Origin of the sequence: Pleurocapsa sp. PCC 7319 (genome assembly GCF_000332195.1) — a bacterium.
In the GTDB taxonomy this organism is placed as follows: Bacteria; Cyanobacteriota; Cyanobacteriia; order Cyanobacteriales; family Xenococcaceae; genus Waterburya.
This window is the reverse complement of the sequence record NZ_KB235922.1, coordinates 1,300,169-1,317,516: the sequence shown is the minus strand read 5'-3', so window position 1 is coordinate 1,317,516 and position 17,348 is coordinate 1,300,169. Positions and strand designations below refer to the sequence as shown.

General features: G+C 36.2%; 13 protein-coding genes. 3 read left to right on the top strand and 10 right to left on the bottom strand.

All coding sequences use genetic code 11. From position 1 onward, the window contains the following. Positions 1-17: 17 nt before the first annotated feature. The 9 genes from PLEUR7319_RS0109905 to PLEUR7319_RS0109865 all read right to left on the bottom strand — a co-directional run bounded on the left by PLEUR7319_RS0109905 (position 18) and on the right by PLEUR7319_RS0109865 (position 12,070). Positions 18-1,472, bottom strand: a complete 1,455-nt coding sequence (locus PLEUR7319_RS0109905) for a DUF3131 domain-containing protein (protein WP_019505066.1) — start codon at positions 1,470-1,472, stop codon at positions 18-20. Between the two features lie 146 nt (positions 1,473-1,618). Beyond that, positions 1,619-3,736: a right-handed parallel beta-helix repeat-containing protein gene (locus tag PLEUR7319_RS0109900; RefSeq protein WP_019505065.1), complete on the bottom strand. Its 2,118-nt coding sequence runs from the start codon at positions 3,734-3,736 to the stop codon at positions 1,619-1,621. A 98-nt stretch (positions 3,737-3,834) separates the two neighbouring features. Further along, positions 3,835-5,181: an EpsG family protein gene (locus PLEUR7319_RS0109895; protein WP_019505064.1), complete on the bottom strand. Its 1,347-nt coding sequence runs from the start codon at positions 5,179-5,181 to the stop codon at positions 3,835-3,837. A gap of 246 nt (positions 5,182-5,427) precedes the next feature. Then, on the bottom strand, positions 5,428-6,372 hold the full coding sequence (locus tag PLEUR7319_RS0109890) for a glycosyltransferase family 2 protein (protein WP_019505063.1): 945 nt from the start codon (positions 6,370-6,372) through the stop codon (positions 5,428-5,430). Positions 6,373-6,457: 85 nt separating this feature from the next. After that, a complete protein-coding gene (locus PLEUR7319_RS0109885) occupies positions 6,458-7,711 on the bottom strand; it encodes a glycosyltransferase (RefSeq protein ID WP_019505062.1) in 1,254 nt (417 codons plus the stop codon). 36 nt (positions 7,712-7,747) lie between these two features. Further along, positions 7,748-8,524 (bottom strand): bifunctional 2-polyprenyl-6-hydroxyphenol methylase/3-demethylubiquinol 3-O-methyltransferase UbiG, encoded by a 777-nt coding sequence (locus PLEUR7319_RS0109880; protein WP_019505061.1) that lies wholly within the window; start codon positions 8,522-8,524, stop codon positions 7,748-7,750. 29 nt (positions 8,525-8,553) lie between these two features. Beyond that, the gene (locus PLEUR7319_RS0109875) at positions 8,554-9,363 is read right to left on the bottom strand and encodes a class I SAM-dependent methyltransferase (protein WP_019505060.1); all 810 of its coding nucleotides are present in this window, start codon (positions 9,361-9,363) and stop codon (positions 8,554-8,556) included. Positions 9,364-9,546: 183 nt separating this feature from the next. Then, positions 9,547-11,067, bottom strand: a complete 1,521-nt coding sequence (locus PLEUR7319_RS0109870) for a lipopolysaccharide biosynthesis protein (RefSeq protein ID WP_019505059.1) — start codon at positions 11,065-11,067, stop codon at positions 9,547-9,549. 37 nt (positions 11,068-11,104) lie between these two features. After that, the gene (locus PLEUR7319_RS0109865) at positions 11,105-12,070 is read right to left on the bottom strand and encodes a class I SAM-dependent methyltransferase (protein ID WP_237743546.1); all 966 of its coding nucleotides are present in this window, start codon (positions 12,068-12,070) and stop codon (positions 11,105-11,107) included. A 371-nt stretch (positions 12,071-12,441) separates the two neighbouring features. On the opposite strand from PLEUR7319_RS0109865, the gene PLEUR7319_RS0109860 reads away from it, so the two are divergent. From PLEUR7319_RS0109860 to PLEUR7319_RS0109850, 3 genes are all read left to right on the top strand, one after another. Further along, the gene (locus tag PLEUR7319_RS0109860; RefSeq protein ID WP_019505057.1) at positions 12,442-13,023 is read left to right on the top strand and encodes a class I SAM-dependent methyltransferase; all 582 of its coding nucleotides are present in this window, start codon (positions 12,442-12,444) and stop codon (positions 13,021-13,023) included. A 226-nt stretch (positions 13,024-13,249) separates the two neighbouring features. Further along, on the top strand, positions 13,250-14,119 hold the full coding sequence (locus PLEUR7319_RS0109855) for a sulfotransferase domain-containing protein (protein ID WP_019505056.1): 870 nt from the start codon (positions 13,250-13,252) through the stop codon (positions 14,117-14,119). Between the two features lie 241 nt (positions 14,120-14,360). Then, positions 14,361-15,125 (top strand): class I SAM-dependent methyltransferase, encoded by a 765-nt coding sequence (locus PLEUR7319_RS0109850; protein WP_019505055.1) that lies wholly within the window; start codon positions 14,361-14,363, stop codon positions 15,123-15,125. A gap of 262 nt (positions 15,126-15,387) precedes the next feature. On the opposite strand, the gene mnmG is transcribed toward PLEUR7319_RS0109850, so the two are convergent. Then, on the bottom strand, positions 15,388-17,313 hold the full coding sequence (gene mnmG, locus PLEUR7319_RS0109845; protein WP_019505054.1) for a tRNA uridine-5-carboxymethylaminomethyl(34) synthesis enzyme MnmG: 1,926 nt from the start codon (positions 17,311-17,313) through the stop codon (positions 15,388-15,390). Between the last annotated feature and the right edge of the window lie 35 nt (positions 17,314-17,348).

The window sequence follows — 17,348 nt, the reverse complement described above, 5'->3', positions numbered from 1 at the left end:
CCTTCATCCCTCATCCTTTATTTTTTAGAAACTCCTGCCCATACTAATAAAGGCTTACCCACTTGTTTATAAAGTAGAGACTCCAAAATAATGCCGTTATTATTAGCAGTCAAAGCTTCATTTGGTTCTTTTAGAGTTTCGTAGTAGCCGTTATACCAACCGGTTTTTGATTCTAGGTTTTCCACTACAAAATCAAATAGCTGATTGGTATAGGCAGTATCGTAAAGAACGTGCCAACCGATCGCCGCTTTAGCACTTAAAAAGCGTAAATGATTGTAGTTTTCTCCAGTATCCGTAATCGTCGACCAAGGTTTGCCATTCACAAATAAGGTGTTGTAAACAAAACGGGGATCTCGGTCGAGATTGTCTTCTGTAATTGCTGTTAATTGCTTGGTCTTCTGATAACGGGCTTCTTGTGCTTGTAAAATGCGATCGCTATAGGCTTTGGGTAAGGCTTGAAAACCAGTTTCCATCCCATCTAGAAAATAGGGTTCGCTTAGGACATAGTTATTTGCTCCAGAATTTTGAGCATCTCTTAAATCATAGGGAATACCAACATCATAGAGATTGACAAAGGCTGTTTTATCTTCATAATCTAAAGCTTTTTCTACATCTAAACCCCAAAGTTTTAAGCCAAAGGCAGCATAATTTTCGTAACCTAAACGCCCTTCTTGGTTATATTGTTCTTCACCATTACTAATGCTGGTACCATACATATTGCCGTCTTTAGTGAGCCTCTCCACATCCCAAGCTTCCCAGACGGCATCGGCTTGAGTTTTGAACTTCGGGTATTTAGCACCAATAATTTTTAGCCAAATAGCCATTCGCCCTAGATCAATCGCCGACCAGCCTATTTCTGCCTTTTGTTCGATACCACCATAGTCAACAGGAATTAAAGTTTTGGCATTGTAGACTTTATTGGGTAATTCATCGTTATACAAATCAAGTTTTGCTAGAGTCTTTAAGAGCCGACTCATCTTAGTTTCAAATTCTTGAATGTCAATTATGTCTAATTCCTTGGCGGCTATTAAACCAGCGATCGCTGCACTTTGATCCCATAAAGTTACGGACGGAAACTGATCGGCAGAATTTACTAAACCACTAGTTTTATTCCAGTTAGTTTCAAAGTATTTCCAGGCTGTTTGGGCTACCTCCATTTCTGTTGCAGTCAACTTAGTTGCTTTAGCTGGAATGTAGGGAACTTTGGTCGCTTTTAACTCTTTAGCTGTGACTTTAGTTCCTGGTAATTTTAACGATTGGCTATCCTGTAGAGCGTATAAAGCTTCTAATGTTGGTGATTTTTCCACGACAGATTTAGTTGGACTGGATTCAGATATTTCCTCAACATTGTCTTTAGATAAATGATTGGCTAGCCACGTCAAACTAGCGATCGCTAACGTTGCGGTTACGATTCCACCGAGAACTACTAATGTTGAATACTTTTGGGGTGGGGGTTTAAGTTCGGGTTGCATATGAAATATTTCTACCTGCCAAAACAACTAAAAGCGATTGAGCCAAGCTCACCGCCAGAGGCGATTACCCGCCGGGTACGCTTCGCAATCGCTTATAGAGTTCCCCAAACTTAGAAGATAGCTAACAATTTAGCTTGAATTTAATATTAATCGCGTCCTATTTTACTAATGCCCAATTGCCAAGCAGGAGAATTGGGTCGCAGTTGAAAGTTATCTTCTTGAGGAGCAATAAATAATGGATCGGTAATTACAGAATGGCGATCGCTTTGTTGCCATCGTTTCCAAGCTAAACCACCGAGCAAAAAATTAGGTTGATCGACTTTCCAGTAAATGTTGTGGTTAAAAATCGCATGAGACTGAGAATTTCTGCCTAAACCAGAAATGAACTTTCCCTTTTGCCAATAGAAAATGTTATTTTCCAAGTGGAAGCTAATAAAATTTCCTTCTCGGGCAAATTTTAAGTCTTTAAATGAGCGATGGAGTTGGGCTTGATCACCCAGAGCAAAAATATTATGACGAATTAGATTTTCTTTGCCGTAATGTTGAGCGAAACCACCGTGACTTGTTCTGAATACAAGATTATGTTCAGCAGTGATGTAAGAACTACCCTCGTCAAGATAAATTCCCCAACCACCATAACGTAGAGCAGTGATATCGTGAATTTTATTATGACGGATGACTGTACCCTTTTGAGAGCCTAAAGTATAAATACCGCCCATATCGCTGATAATTGGACCATCTCCATTACTTAACTTACCTATGTGGTGAATATGATTATGCTCAATTAGGTTTTGATACGCTTGAGTTGGTTCAAAACCCCATGTACCCATCACCGAAATAGCAGTGTAATAGTAGTTGTGAATATTATTGCGAGCAATTAAATTATGATGGCTTTTTACCACCACAATTGCAGCAGCACTGTGAAAAAATTTTCCCCCATTAAAGAAGTGATTACCCACAACTTGGTTATAACTTGTTCTCTCAGAGATATTGGAGCCAGTTTTTTTAGTTAGTTTTCGTCCAATTTTAATCCCACCACCACCTAAGTCGGAAAATAAACAATAAGAAATTCGATTATATTGGCAATAATCGGCTAGTTCCAATGCATAATTCCCCAGATGAGCAAAAGTACAATAACTCCATGTACAATTTTTCAGCGCGATCGCATTTATTACTCCTGGTACTCCCCAAGCATTTTGAGAGTAACCAGATGCATTTTGAGGTAGATGCCAATCGGTATGAGAGAAAGTGATATTTTTAAACTTTAAATGTTGAACATATCTATTTTTCTGGATATTGCCTCGAAATACCAATAAAGTACTAAGAACAGGAGCAATAAATTCTGTGGTGCTAATGTCTTCTTCAGGAAATGGCAGATAATATACTTTACCTTGCTGACGGTCTAGATACCATTCTCCAGGGGTATTCAACCAGTCTAAAGAATTTTCTAAATAATATAAATCTCCAGGAGCTAGTTTAAAAACACTAGATTTACCAAAGTAAATTTGTCGCTGAACAGGGTCAATCTTCGTAATAGGAAGGCGAGATTCCACCCAACGGTTCATAACTACAAGTTCTGCACCTTCAAAAGTACTGACATTAGTACTAGGTAAATCTCCTTCATAGTATTGCAGACTATCATGCCCCTCATGCCAGGCTTGATCTTTGCTGGTGTCTAGTGCCTCAACTTGTAGATATCCTTGACTAGGATAACGCGATCGCGATCGCCTGTTCCCATTAACCCAGAGATGTTGAAATTGCCAATCATTCGACGAATCTTGAGGCAAATCTACAGTCCACATTTCTAGATTGTTAACTATTTCTTTACGCCAACCCGTAATTAATTTTCCCCCACTAATGATTGCCCTTTCTTGCGGATATGATTGATAAGTAATTGGTTGATTAATACTTCCCGAGTCTTTTGGTTTAAATAAAACTGGCTGAGATAAAAAATATGTACCGCTTCGCAATAAAATTTTGATGGGGCGATCAATGTAAGATTGATTAGATTTTAAATTTCTAACTGCTATTTTTGCTCCTTCTAAAGTTGCCAAGGGTCCATCACTATTTTCTGGATTAACGACCTCTAGTCTTCCTGACCATGCATCATTGCCATTGGGAGCAACAAAGAAAATAATTGGCTCAACGTCAGAAAATAATGGGGCGGCAGAGGCTGACTTGTAGGAGATACCAGTAACTAGCTTTTTTGTAATAGCAATGAACCAGCCTAGTAGAATCTGTAGCAAAAAAACTCGACGCAACATATTGATAAGCTGGGTACAAATAAATCTTAATTGATTGGAGATTAGGCAATTAGAGCCTGATTAGTTACTATTATAAAACTCCAAAAAGAAGAATTAATTTAGACAGAATCAAAAAAGTAAACAATATAGTCATATAGAGACATACTTAAAGGTTGTTTGTCGAAAAAAGACCATCCCACAGTTCTGCTCATATTTGCATTTAGATTAATAAAAATGAGGGTATTCAATGCTGCCATCAAAAAGGTGATAATTGAAACTAGATAAAAGTTTTTGATTTTATTGGTTTTACCTAGTGCTTGATCGTCTAAGCCAATACAGAAAAACAAGCCAAAAAAGCCTAAGAATAAATAAGCAATTCTTTGATTAAATCCTGTAGCTAAAATAAACAATATTTGTAGTAATGATATAATATAAAAAGCGATCATAGATAGTATTTTCAGGCTAATCTTTTTATAGCTTCTAATAAAAGAAAAGACACTTAAAGAGCAAATAGCAGCAGCTAAATTTTTAGTAATACTAAACACTTCAATATCTCTTTGGTCATTGTTTTCTATCCTACCCTGAATAGAGCTACTAACTTGTTCTTGAGGGAGATATTCAATCAAATTGTTAGTCAGCCTATATATTGCTTTGGGATTTTGATAAATTTGCCATGCGCTATAAATTATTAAAAAGATAGTGACAGCCAGACAAAAATAAAGAATTGTTTTATCTCTTTTTTGCCACTTAATACGTTGAAAAACCTGACCAATAGCTGCACCAACCTTGATAAAAATACATGTCAAGATATAAATAGCACTAGTGGTATGAGAAAAAATAGCCAAAAGACTAAATATAATAAACGAAATTATACTAGATTCCAAACTTACAATTGCTGCTAAAACAAAGATTAGAGCAAAAAACTGACGCATATAAAAAACTTGAGAATAATAAAAGTAACTTGAGAATAAAATGATTAGTAAGCTCGGAAAATATTTTGGTGAAAGTTTTTTACTAATATAAAAAATAATTAGTGCATTATTAAAAAGGGCAAAAGAAAATAGACACCAAAAAGTTGAACCATTACTTAAGTAGTGAATTACAGCAAAAAATACAAATAAAACAAACTCAAATCGTTGTTCAGCAATCCCATTTTCAAAAGGAGTTTGTCGGTCTAAACTATTGTAAATATTTAAATAAACTTTAGTATCAGCAAAGACATCAAAAGAAGACAGATAAGTTGCCAATGTAAGTACAACTAAAACTAAGATAAAACTATTTAAAGACCAAAATTTGTCAAGTTTTTTATTAGCTTGTAATAAATCTAATTGAACGACTAATAGTAAAGGAAAAATTCCTATGATTGGACAAATTACCCAAATAGCAAAACTAAAAAAGAGTAATGGTAATTTTAACTCAGTTACATTCTGAATATTTTTAAGCTTATTAAAAGTTTGATCGAGCATATAATATCAAGTTCGGTTGAATACTTAAATTAGGAATGGGGTCAAGTAATAAGTAATAAGTAACAAGTAATAAGTTTTTCAGGTCTGCAATAAGCCTGTTTATTTCAATTAATTATCCGTACTTAATATAATATATTTTTATTAATATTCTTTTTTAGTACTAAAGCTACATGCATTATCGAATTATATTTAGATTAATTGACAAGTCTGTCTTTATGGATAGGGATCAAGAGTTTTTTGATCTGCCTAATGATAACCAATAGTAGTTGGTTTAAAAAGGTTTTTGATTTGTTGTTGATATTTACGAGGAATTACCAACTTAATCAGTAGCGCTAAGCTAGAGGAGAGGGAAACGACATCATTCTGCCATGCCCTAAAGATCAAACTAGCTACTGTGGATTTTTGTTCTGATTCTAGAATCATTTTTGGCACTATTTCTTTGAGTAAAAATCCTTGATAAGCGCGCTCAGATATCTGCTCACGATATTGTTCAATCCAATTGAGAGAAATTTGATAATTAGCTTTTTTGGAAATGCGATCGCTTCTCGCCTCATTATGCCAAATGGCTAGAATTTGAGGCACAAAAATAAATTTTGCCCCCTGTTTTTCTAACCTAATTACAAAATCTAAATCTTGATGCTTAGCTAATCCAGGCTTAAACATGGTTACTACTGCTAAAGTACGAGAAATTAACAGAGTACTAGTTAATACTTCTCCTCTAAATAGCCAAAAATAGTCAGGAACAGTTTCGTTTTCTTGTTTAGCTCGGGCAGGAAAAACTGAGGTTTTATAGAAAACTCGGGGGCTGATTTGAAATCTACCATAGCAAACTAAATTCTCCTGGTTTTCTTGCTGGGAAACAGCAGCTAATTGTAGTTTAAGTTTATCTGGTAGCCAAACATCATCAGAGTCGAGAAAGGCGATATATTTTCCCTGAGCATTTTTGATGCCAGTATTTCTGGCTTCTGAGCCACCCAGATTAGTTTGATGACGAATATACTTGATGCGGGAGTCCTTTATTGATTGAACAACACTAGCGATATTATCTTCAGAAGCATCATCGACAATAATAATTTCCAGGTGCTGATAGGTTTGCTTGGTTACTGAGGCGATCGCTCTAGGGATTAAATCAGCTCGATTGTAAGTCGGGATAATGACGCTAATTAGCAGCCTTTTATCTATTTCACTCATTAGAAATTTGCCGAATAATTGGTGAAATTATAAATAAACATCCGCCAACATATCATGTATTCTGGTTATAAACTTGATAATTCACTTAACTATTAGCAGTCGTTGGCATCAATCGCTGTAAATTTTGTACTAAGCGATCGTTTAGAACTTCGATATTATAATCACTCTTGACTTTGTTACGACCAGCTAGCCCCATTTTTTGTCTTAATTCTGGATTAATAATTAATTGCTCTATTTTATGAGCTAAATTGTCAACGTCTTTCTCTGCCAATAAATACCCCGACACGCCATCTTCAATTAATTCGGGGATGCCACTATGATAAGTACTAATAACTGGTAAACCCTTTGCCATCGATTCCATCAAGGAAACAGGAATTCCCTCGCAATCACCGTCGCTTCCAGTCACACTGGGAGCTATTACTATATCTGACTCTTCAATAATGCGAGAGACTTCCTGTTGCTTTCTCCAGCCTAATAATTCAACATGGTTGCTCAAATTTAATTGCTCAATTAACTGTTGTAAGTTTTCTCTAAGAACACCATCCCCAATAATTTGATATTTCAACTGAGGATGACGCTCAATCAATTTAGCTACGGCTTGAATACTATATTGCAAACCTTTTTTTTCGACTAAACGAGCGATACTAACTAGATGAATTGAAGCACTATTTAATTGCTTAGCTATATAATTAAACTTTTGGCAATCAACTCCCATATGATGTACGATCACTTTTTTTGGATTACATCCCAAAGAAATTAATTTCTGCTGCCAATGTTGACTAATTGGTTGCAGTAAATCTACCTGTTTAAAGAGATAGTCATAAATATCATATCCATACATTTTGAGATAAAGAGAAATATCATAACCATGAAAAATGACCACTATTTTGCCGTTAGTTAGTCCTAAATCTTTTAATAAAGTTGCTTTGAGACCATTACGTCCATAGTGACAAAGAAGAATATCGTAGGGAGTCTTATTTAACCAGGGAATAACTAAATAAATAGTATTTAAAAAATTTGCTTGTTCTCCATAGTGAGAGCGATTACACTTAGTGAAATTTAAGACTTGAAGTAAAATTTTGGGAGCTTTAAAAAAAATCAGACTAAATAGTAAAACTGCCTTAATAACACGCACTATAAAATTAGTGGGTATTGCTGCATTGTAAGTCCGTTCTAAAAGATTATATTGTTGTATTTCTGGGTGAGTAGTAGTAGTGTTACCAAGGCGATCACAATAAATATCTACTTCATGACCGCGATCGATTAATCCTGTAATCTGATTTAAAATAAAAGTCTCTGATAAGCTGGGAAATTGATCGACAATAAAAGCAATTCGCATTTCTTAATTTGAAAAAATTGAATTATTTACCTATGCTTATTTTTTTGATTGATTGACGCGATCAATATATTTTCTTTTTAAAAAAGGCAATAGCAATCTTGATTTATAAGACTTTATTTTACCTTTGATTTTTTCTAATATACCTGGTTCTGAAACTGGAATACAGGGTCGTTGTTTACTAAATACACAATGGATATATTGATTCTTCTTCCAGACATCAATATAAGCAAAATACTCTAAATTGAATCCGTATTTGAGAGCAAACTGCATTAAATGACTTACTTCTATTACTTCATCAATGATTTGCAATTCTCCTGGGTTATGTTCCCGCAAATAAGTTTGAAATTCTCGGCTAGGATAAGTCAAAATCAGTTTAGCTTGTTCACTGGTGATTTGAGCTAAATTATTAAATAATCCATCGTAACTATTAGGTGGTAAATGTTCAATTACGTCTACTATGGTTACTAAATCAATTGGGGTAGTTAGTTTTTTACGAATTGCATCAAAGTTTTCTATTACATTGACGTTAAAAAACTCGATTTTATCTGACTCAATAGTTTGGCGAGCATAATTAATATTGTTTTCACTTAAATCACAAGCTAAAATTCGTCCTTGTTTTAGTTGAGTAGCTATTTGTTCTGGAACGATGCCAATGCCACAACCGATATCAAGAATATTGCTGTCTGGACTTAAATAGCTAGAAATTAGCTCTACAGCTTTATCAATACGTGGATTACCATACAGCTTATATTGCACCATTCTGGTGTCTGTAAAGTTGTCATAAAACTGTTTAACTTCAGTTGAATTATTCATGATTATTATAATGAAGTCAATATTTTGAATTATATTTCTGTATTTTGCTTGATTTTCAAAATAGCCACATATCCTAGAGCAATTCTAGACGACAAATTAGCCCGCTCAATTATGTTCACTATTTGTTTTTGGTTTAAAACTATAAAGGAAATTTGTTGAAATAAACGTAATTGCATATTTCCTAGTTTGCTAATTGGCGATCCGATGTATCTAGGCAAAGATTTACGAATGACTTCAATTAAAGCTTGAATTATTTTTGAGGAAACATCTATTAATACTCCAAAGCCACAACCATAATGTTTGAGGCTTACTATCTCTAATCCTGCTTTTTCGGCAAGATGTTCAAGGCTATAGGGGGTGTAGCGATAATAGTCATAAGGCTCTTCGTGAAGATTATAGATAAACGGTACACTCAATAATAAGTAGCCATCTGACTTTAAAATTCTGCTAATTTCTTTAAGCAATATTAGAGGTTCGCAGATATGTTCTAATACAGAAGTTGAAAAAACAAAATCTACTGAATTATCCTCCAGGGGAACGCTTTCATTCAAGTTAGCAAAGACATCAACATATTTAGCATCATTTTTGCTTTGCTTACTTTGTGGCCAGTCGATACAGGTTACTCGATCTACTCGATCTTTATACCATTGATAATAAGGTGCATTGCCACATCCTAAATCAATTAAATGTCCTTTTAGGTAGGATTTGAATGAATTAATAACGCGAAAATCTTCCAAAGTCATAAATAAACTTCCCGAAGATACTCCTAACTCATTAACATAAAATTTATCACCGCGATTTTCAATTTTAGTTGGTTTCCAATTAGTGGCATTTTTCATATCAATTTTCTGGCAATTAATTCATTATTTTTATCCGTATTTTTGAGAATTTTTAGAGTAAGTTCTTTATAATTATGAGAATATTTGGTTCGATCTCAATATTTTCCAATATCCATTGAAGGTAGATATAAATCCGATGAAAGATTAGCAAAAAGTTTTTGGCAGAAATTGTAGTTCCCAGTTTTACCTCTGTCTCAAAACTTTGGATAATTGTACCATCTCCCATAGAGTCTTTCTGCCGTTGGGAAGCAGAATCCAGATGAGCAAATATAACAAGGTATAGAACCCTAAATCAATTAAGACAATCATCAAAGTATTAATCTCTATAGGTAACACTAATTTAATGTAGCTTAGTATAATTGCGGCTCCTATCGAGGCTAGAGTGGGCATCGAGAGAGTAGATATTAATTTAGTTAATTTTAAAGGAGTTTGAGCGAAACAGTAGGTAAATCCGGCTAACAGAAAAAATGGGCGGGATAAACCAAAAACTGCTGCCACACCAATTGCCCCCCAACGAACGCCAATAAAGAACAAGACTGCATTCAGCATCGACGAAACTATTCCCCAACGAAACTGACGACCGACGTTGCCCAGAGATTGATAAGCCCAACCCATACCCACTCCAATAGTGGCATTAAAAGCTGCGGGCATTAATAATTTAAAGATAGGAACAGTTTCTAACCACTGCTCTCCCAAAAGCAACAAAATAACATCATTCGCTGAAGCGAACAAAAATCCAATTATGGGCATTCCCAAAGTGCTAATTGATAGCATTGCCTGATAGTAAAACCTGCAATACTTCTCTGGTTGAGACTGTAAACTAGCAAGAGTTGGTAATGCAACACTACTAATTGGATTATTAATTTGCTGAATTGGTAATAGCACCAGCTTATAGGCCTGAGCGTAGAGTCCTAACTCTTGGGAACCCCAACGTCGACCAATCAAAACATTGTCAAGATTACGGGAAAAATAATTTACTAAGTTAAAACCAGTTAAATTACCACCAAAAGCTAGCATTTTAAGCACTCCAGAATTACGACTGGGTAATCCAGGTCGCCAACCGCAAGCAAGCCAAACTCCAATGGCATTACTAATAGCGATCGCTATTAGCATTAACACTAGCGCCCAATATCTTAAGCCAGAATAAGCAGCGATAATCGCCGTAAATACCCCCAAAGTCATCGAGACCACTTCAATTTTTGCCAAGCTAGTAAATTGCATTTGCCTTCTCAGCAGGGCTTGGTGTTGTACTGTTAAACCACCAAATATAAAATTGATTGCCAAACCCAGGGTAATTTTCTTCAGGCGGGGTTCATGATAAAAGTTGGCGATCGCTGGTGCTAGTAAAGCAACAATTAGAGCTACTAAACAGCTAACCCCCAAATTAATCCAAAACAGAGTACTAACTTGCTTGTGATTTATTTCAGCTCTTTGAATGGTAGCTGCTGATAAGCCTAAATCCTTAAAATATTCAACAAAGCCCACGACTACAGTTGCCATACCAATTAGCCCATAATCTTCAGGAACAAGCAGACGAGCTAGCACTGCTGTCGAGCCGAATTTCAAGATAAATTTGCTTGCTTGGGCTGTGATAGTAACTACGCCACCACGAACAGAACGTTGTTTTAAATTTGATTTTAAGTGGTTGGTATTAAAATAATCGTAATACTTAGCTTCTGAGGTTTGGTTTTTCTGCGTTGACACAAATTAGCCCTAATTAAACTTGTTTATAAACTATTATTTACCCAGCAACACTTTTTACCTTTTTGGCAATAACTATAACTGTTTGAGGACGTTGAGCTTTAGGTGCTAGTTTTCCAATTTTATAGCGTAGCAGATAATTGAAATAATGATACCCAAAATTATAAATATTTTTGATATTTTTTTTGATTGAAGATTTTATATTAGATGATTTGAAGTTAGAAATAGATGTTTTATTGGTCTCATAAGGCTCACTAGTAGACTTTCCTGGTTTAGAACTAATATCTGGCGATTTGATCAATATTTTTTTGATTGACTGCTTAATATTAGATAAAACTTTCATTGTGAGTAGCTGAGGTAACATTGAATACCGATGTATCTTTATTAATTGAAAACCTGTTTTCTCAAGCAGTTCAGCTAAATTATCAACGCTAAAAAAGAAAAGATGATCTGGATACTGAAAACTGGGAATGTACTGATAATATTTCTGGTCTACCTCAGCAAAATTCCCTGTTTCAAAGATCAAAAAAGATTCATCGTTCATCGTCTCATTCATTTTTTGGAAATCTGCGATCGGGTCAAAAAAATGGCTGATTACATCACAATGATAAATAACGTCAAATTTTTGTCCATTAAAGATTGATGTGCTTAATGGAGATTGTTCACAAGGGATTTGGAGTTGATTTCTCATGAAGTTGGCTTGAACAGGATTAAACTCCAGTCCATACGGTTCAAAACCAATTTTACGCGCTTCATCCAAAAAGTAACCCGCTCCAGCACCAATTTCCAAAAGCGAACCACTGTTAACAACTGAACGGATAATGTTTAAATTATGCTTAGCATATAATCTTTTGGCAAAATCAGCAGAGATATGAGATTGGGCAGAAATATGCGCTTCGTCATGACCATATAAATCAACTATTTCCTCAAAAGAAGGTCGGGGTGATATGTATATTAGTCCACATTGAGAACACTGTTTACCCTCATATCCATTTTCCTCAATCACAACGCGATCGCTTTCAATATTGCAAAATATACATTTGATCTCGTTCATGCTCACTTCTTTCCCGTTTCATAATTCAGTTAACTATTAATTTAATCGCACTTGTAGATTTGCAGCCTAGCAAGATACTTTTGTTGTCTGGTTATTTTGCCGGACATTTGGAACTAGTTTACTTGCGCTTGTTACTTTACCTCACCTATTTAATTGTCGCTATAGGAATCAGAATTAAATAGCCAAGAACTTGATTGATTTAAACCTTACTTATATTAAGTTCTTCAACAACATCTTTCGAGATATCGTAAATATTGGTATGGTCGCTCTCTAAGTGGGGATGTTCCCGATTTAGATATAATTATTGCCCAGGCAGTTAAAGGATGTCAGCCTCAATGAAAAAGTTACTGAAACCCGTTTACTTGAAGTTAGGTAAAGTATTACCTTCACTATATTTCACCAACATATACCGAAAAGCTGCGAAAAATATACATTCTGTTGGCAAGCCAAGAAACGAGCTTTTTAATGAATTCATCACAAGCTGCCAAGACAAGAAATGCTTACAAATTGGTGTCAAAGACAGCATTGGAGACAAGTTTGGCACCAACTGGGTCAGTGTTGACAAATACGATCAGCGAGATTTTATTGATTACCATTATGATATTCATGATTTGAAATTTGAGGACGAAAGTTTTGATGCTGTTGTTTGCTGGTCCATTTTAGAACACGTCCCTTATCCACAAAAGGCAATTAGAGAATTGCATAGAGTACTCAAACCCGATGGAAAAATTTGGGTACAGTTGCCCTTCTTATATCCTTTCCATGAAGCACCTAAAGATTATTGGCGTGTTTCGCCTGATGGTTTGAGAGTTTGGCTAGAAGATTTTCATGAAATCGCCTGTGGCTGTGAATTCTGGGCAAGGACTCCACTGATTGCAGCTACATATTTTTACGGTACAAAGTGAGTCTGATTTACTCGTAAACAACCTTATTCCTAGGGCAACTAGGAATTTTCTGGTTTTAAGGGTTGATATATAATATTAATGCTCGAAAATACAGTATAATTACGCAGTACTTATGTATTTAATATATTCTATTTAAGAATTAACACAGATACCAAATTTTTCTGATATTCATGCTTTATTTCAGCATTCAAGCTGTTAATAAATTTATATTGGCGAGGTTTTAGAAATGTCATTTCCACCAGAAGTTTATCTGATTGGTGCTCAGAAAGCTGGGACTACAACTTTGGCATCTATATTATCTCAGCATCAACAGATATGTGTTGCCAAAAATAAAGAACCACATTATTTCACCCATTATTTTTCAGGTGACTCTGCTAAGGACTTAGCTTGGTATCAGGAGCAATTTTCTAACTACGAAAATAATGTTTGCATTGATGCCTCAACCAGTTATTCTTTCGGACAGTTAAGCGTCAATAACTCCCAATATAATAATCAAAAATTTCGCAATGTTCCTCAGAGAATTTACTCTATAAATCCCAACGCTAAATTTATTTATCTTGTAAGAGATCCTGTAGATAGAACTTATTCAAGCTATTTGCATAACCTTAATACAGGAAGAGAACATCAAAGTTTTGGGGAAGCGATTAGAAATGACTATTTCTATCTTGATATCAGCAATTACTATGGTCAGTTAACTTTATGGTTAGAATACTTTCCGCTTAAATCGTTTTTGTTTCTTTTATTCGAGGATCTGAAACATAATCCCGAACAAGTAGCCAAACAATGCTTTGAATTTTTAGAGATTGACTCTGAAAATATTCAAGTTAATCTGCAACAGCATGAAAACCGGACCAGAAGTATCAATTTTGTCGGTCGTAGATTCAACAAAATATTTACTGAATTAGATTATTCTGGATTGGGTTTTCTGGCTCCATATCTTGTAAGAAGACTTGTGCACAAACTTACTATAAATCTAGGTCAAAAAGTTCCCCAAATGGCAGATGACGAACGTACTTTTCTCTGTGAATATTTTGCTGAGAAAAATCACAATTTGGCGAATTTAACTGGACTTTCTCTTGAGCAGTGGCAATCATAAGTAGGTGGGTGAAATTAAATATAAAACAGTTTTTGCCGGGGTTAGGGGTTAGGGGATGGGTGATAGGGAAAAGATTAATTACCTGGGTTGTATAAATTATTATGCCTACCTACTTGAGCAAAAACTAGTATTTCTACTGAAAAAAATAATTCGACTTATCAAAAATAAGTAATTTTTCGGTAGGCTTATTTTTGAGATGAAAATACTTTTTTTGTAAAGCAACTTGAGTTACTTTACATCAATGAATCTCAAAAATAAGGCGCGAGAACTCAAAAAAAAGGTTATATCTGAGATCTTTAAACTACAAAATTTCAACAAAGAACAATTTACTTGTCCAGTATGCAATTATACTGGCGCGTTTAAAGACGTTCATCCCCCTACTAGTACCCGCAAACACTCTCAATGTCCTAGATGTGGTGCTTTAGAAAGACATCGCCTTCAATATTTAGTAGTTAATCAGTTATTGAAAAATAAAGAAACTGCTAATTTGGCGATGCTGCATTTTGCCCCAGAAGCTTTTTTTCAGGAATATTTTGCTCCTAGATTTGGCAAATATGAAACGGCAGATTTGCATATGACTAATGTAAATCATCAAGTTGATTTACAAAACCTTCCTTTTGCCAACCAAAGCTACGATTTTATCTTTGCCTCTCATGTTTTAGAACACATTTCCAATGACATCCAGGCAATCTCGGAAATTCGTCGGATCTTGAAGCCTAATGGTATTGCCATACTGCCAGTACCATTGGTTGCAGAAACTACAATTGAATATCCTGAACCAAATCCCTACGAAGAGTATCATGTTCGCGCGCCTGGCTTAGACTATTTTGAGCGTTTAAAGCCTTATTTCAGTAAAGTTGAGCAAATTAATTCTGATTCATTGCCCAGCAAGTACCAATTATACGTCTATGAGGATCGTAGTCATTGGCCTACTAAAGAATGCCCTTTAAGACCCAAAATGCTTGGAAAAAAGTATCTCGATATTGTTCCTGTTTGCTATGTCTAGATTCTTTAAGGATTAGATTTGGCTCTATGGAGTTGTTGCTTTTGGTTCTCAATTCTCGATCAATCAACATAGTACTACATCCCACATAGATAGAGTACTCTTTTTAGAAATATAGATATCATAGGTTCATGGAGAAAAGAGAAAATCCTGATCAAGGATATTCTAAAAAATGCTACTGTGGTAAGATTATCGGATTTGGAACCTTGGATACATCTTAATCCATGGTCTGAATATTGTACCTGTTTGCTATATCTAAATTTCTTTAGCTATTAGCTTTTGCCACAATTTGTTCTTGTTTTTGAGATCTAATTTCCAGATAAACTAACAAAGCATTAATATCCGCTGGATTAACTCCACCAATACGAGTAGCCTGACCAACAGTTAACGGTTTGACCTGATTGAGTTTTTCCCTTGCTTCCATCCGCAGGGTTTCCACCGTGAGGTAGTCTAAATCCTGCGGTAATTTGCGCTGAGTATGCCGACTAATTTGTTCAATCTGGGTTTGTTGACGTTTGATATAACCCGAATATTTAATGTCGATTTCTGCTCCTTCTGCTTCGGCGATAGTTAGTTCAGGAGTAGCTAAATCGTGATTTTTGAGATTTGCATAATGGAATCCAGGACGGCGAAGTAAATCAGCTAGGGTAATTGAGCCTTTGATTCTTTGCTGAGTTTCGGCGGCGATCGCAATTCCTACAGGATCTCGTTCTTTAATCCGCGTCTCATAGAGTCTTTCTTTTTCGGCAGTAATTTTCTCCTGTTTAGCAGTATAAAGTTGCCATCTGCGGTCATCAATCAAACCGATTTCTCTACCCAGAGGAGTCAAACGGCGATCGGCATTATCAGAGCGCAAAATAAGTCTATATTCTGAGCGACTGGTCAACATTCGATAGGGTTCCCGCAAATCTTTAGTACAGAGATCATCAATTAGTGTACCGATGTAACTTTGTTCCCGAGAGAAAATCACTTCTGATTCCCCTCTAACAAACCGCACTGCATTAATCCCGGCAACTAAGCCTTGAGCTGCTGCTTCTTCGTAGCCAGTAGTACCGTTAATTTGCCCTGCACTAAATAGCCCTTCAACTTTTTTGGTCATTAGGGTCGGGTAACACTGAGTAGCCGGTAAAAAGTCATACTCCACCGCATAGGCAGGACGAAGCATGACACAGTTTTCTAGTCCTGGCAGAGTTTTGAGCATTGCCAATTGCAATTTTTCCGGTAATCCTGTGGAAAAACCTTGGATATAGAGTTCAGGGATCTCCCTACCTTCTGGTTCGATAAAGATCTGATGACTCTCTTTATCCGCAAAGCGCACAATTTTATCTTCAATACTGGGACAGTAGCGAGGTCCTTTGGCTTCTACCCAACCTCCATAAACAGGAGACAGATGTAGATTATCCCGAATAATTTTATGGGTTTCAGCAGTAGTACGGGTTAAATGACAGTTCATTTGCTCCCTTTCTATCCAGGCTTCGGGGTCAAAACTAAACCAGCGTAATTCCTCATCGGGGGGCTGAGGTTGCATTTTGCTGTAGTCAACAGAACGTCTGTCAACCCTGGCAGGAGTACCTGTCTTCAGTCTGCCTGTTTCAAAACCCAGTTGATTTAAAGTTTCAGTTAAACCTGTAGCGGCAAATTCTCCCGAACGTCCTGCTTCCATAGACTTATTGCCAACCCAAATTCTGCCACCTAAAAAAGTACCTGTGGTGAGGATTACAGCTTGAGCAGCAAAACATGTACCGAAGTAAGTTTCAATGCCGATCACCTCATCATTTTTTCCCAGTACTAAATCTGTGACCATACCCTCGCGGATGCTCAAATTCTCTTGATTCTCCACAATTTGCTTCATCACTGCGGCATATTCCCGCTTGTCGGTTTGCGCTCGCAATGCCCATACTGCCGGACCACGAGATGCGTTGAGGACTCGTTTTTGGAGGTAAGTGCGATCGCTGACCTTGCCAATTTCTCCCCCTAGGGCATCGACTTCGTGAGTTAATTGAGATTTAGCAGGACCTCCCACTGCAGGGTTACAAGGTTGCCAGGCAATTTTATCGAGGTTGAGAGTTAACATTAGAGTGCGGCAGCCTAATCTTGCCGCAGCCAAGGCAGCTTCACAGCCAGAATGTCCACCACCAACCACGATAATATCGAAAGCGTCTTGAAACTCTATAGGATGAGATACGGTCATGTTACTTAACAGTTAAATTCTGGGAATTGCTTGAC

Coding starts and splice junctions, on each gene's coding strand:
- PLEUR7319_RS0109905 (WP_019505066.1), bottom strand. CDS start 1,472: ATGCAACCCGAACTTAAACCCCCACCCCAAAAGTATTCAACATTAGTA.
- PLEUR7319_RS0109900 (WP_019505065.1), bottom strand. CDS start 3,736: ATGTTGCGTCGAGTTTTTTTGCTACAGATTCTACTAGGCTGGTTCATT.
- PLEUR7319_RS0109895 (WP_019505064.1), bottom strand. CDS start 5,181: ATGCTCGATCAAACTTTTAATAAGCTTAAAAATATTCAGAATGTAACT.
- PLEUR7319_RS0109890 (WP_019505063.1), bottom strand. CDS start 6,372: ATGAGTGAAATAGATAAAAGGCTGCTAATTAGCGTCATTATCCCGACT.
- PLEUR7319_RS0109885 (WP_019505062.1), bottom strand. CDS start 7,711: ATGCGAATTGCTTTTATTGTCGATCAATTTCCCAGCTTATCAGAGACT.
- PLEUR7319_RS0109880 (WP_019505061.1), bottom strand. CDS start 8,524: ATGAATAATTCAACTGAAGTTAAACAGTTTTATGACAACTTTACAGAC.
- PLEUR7319_RS0109875 (WP_019505060.1), bottom strand. CDS start 9,363: ATGAAAAATGCCACTAATTGGAAACCAACTAAAATTGAAAATCGCGGT.
- PLEUR7319_RS0109860 (WP_019505057.1), top strand. CDS start 12,442: ATGTCAGCCTCAATGAAAAAGTTACTGAAACCCGTTTACTTGAAGTTA.
- PLEUR7319_RS0109855 (WP_019505056.1), top strand. CDS start 13,250: ATGTCATTTCCACCAGAAGTTTATCTGATTGGTGCTCAGAAAGCTGGG.
- PLEUR7319_RS0109850 (WP_019505055.1), top strand. CDS start 14,361: ATGAATCTCAAAAATAAGGCGCGAGAACTCAAAAAAAAGGTTATATCT.
- mnmG (WP_019505054.1), bottom strand. CDS start 17,313: ATGACCGTATCTCATCCTATAGAGTTTCAAGACGCTTTCGATATTATC.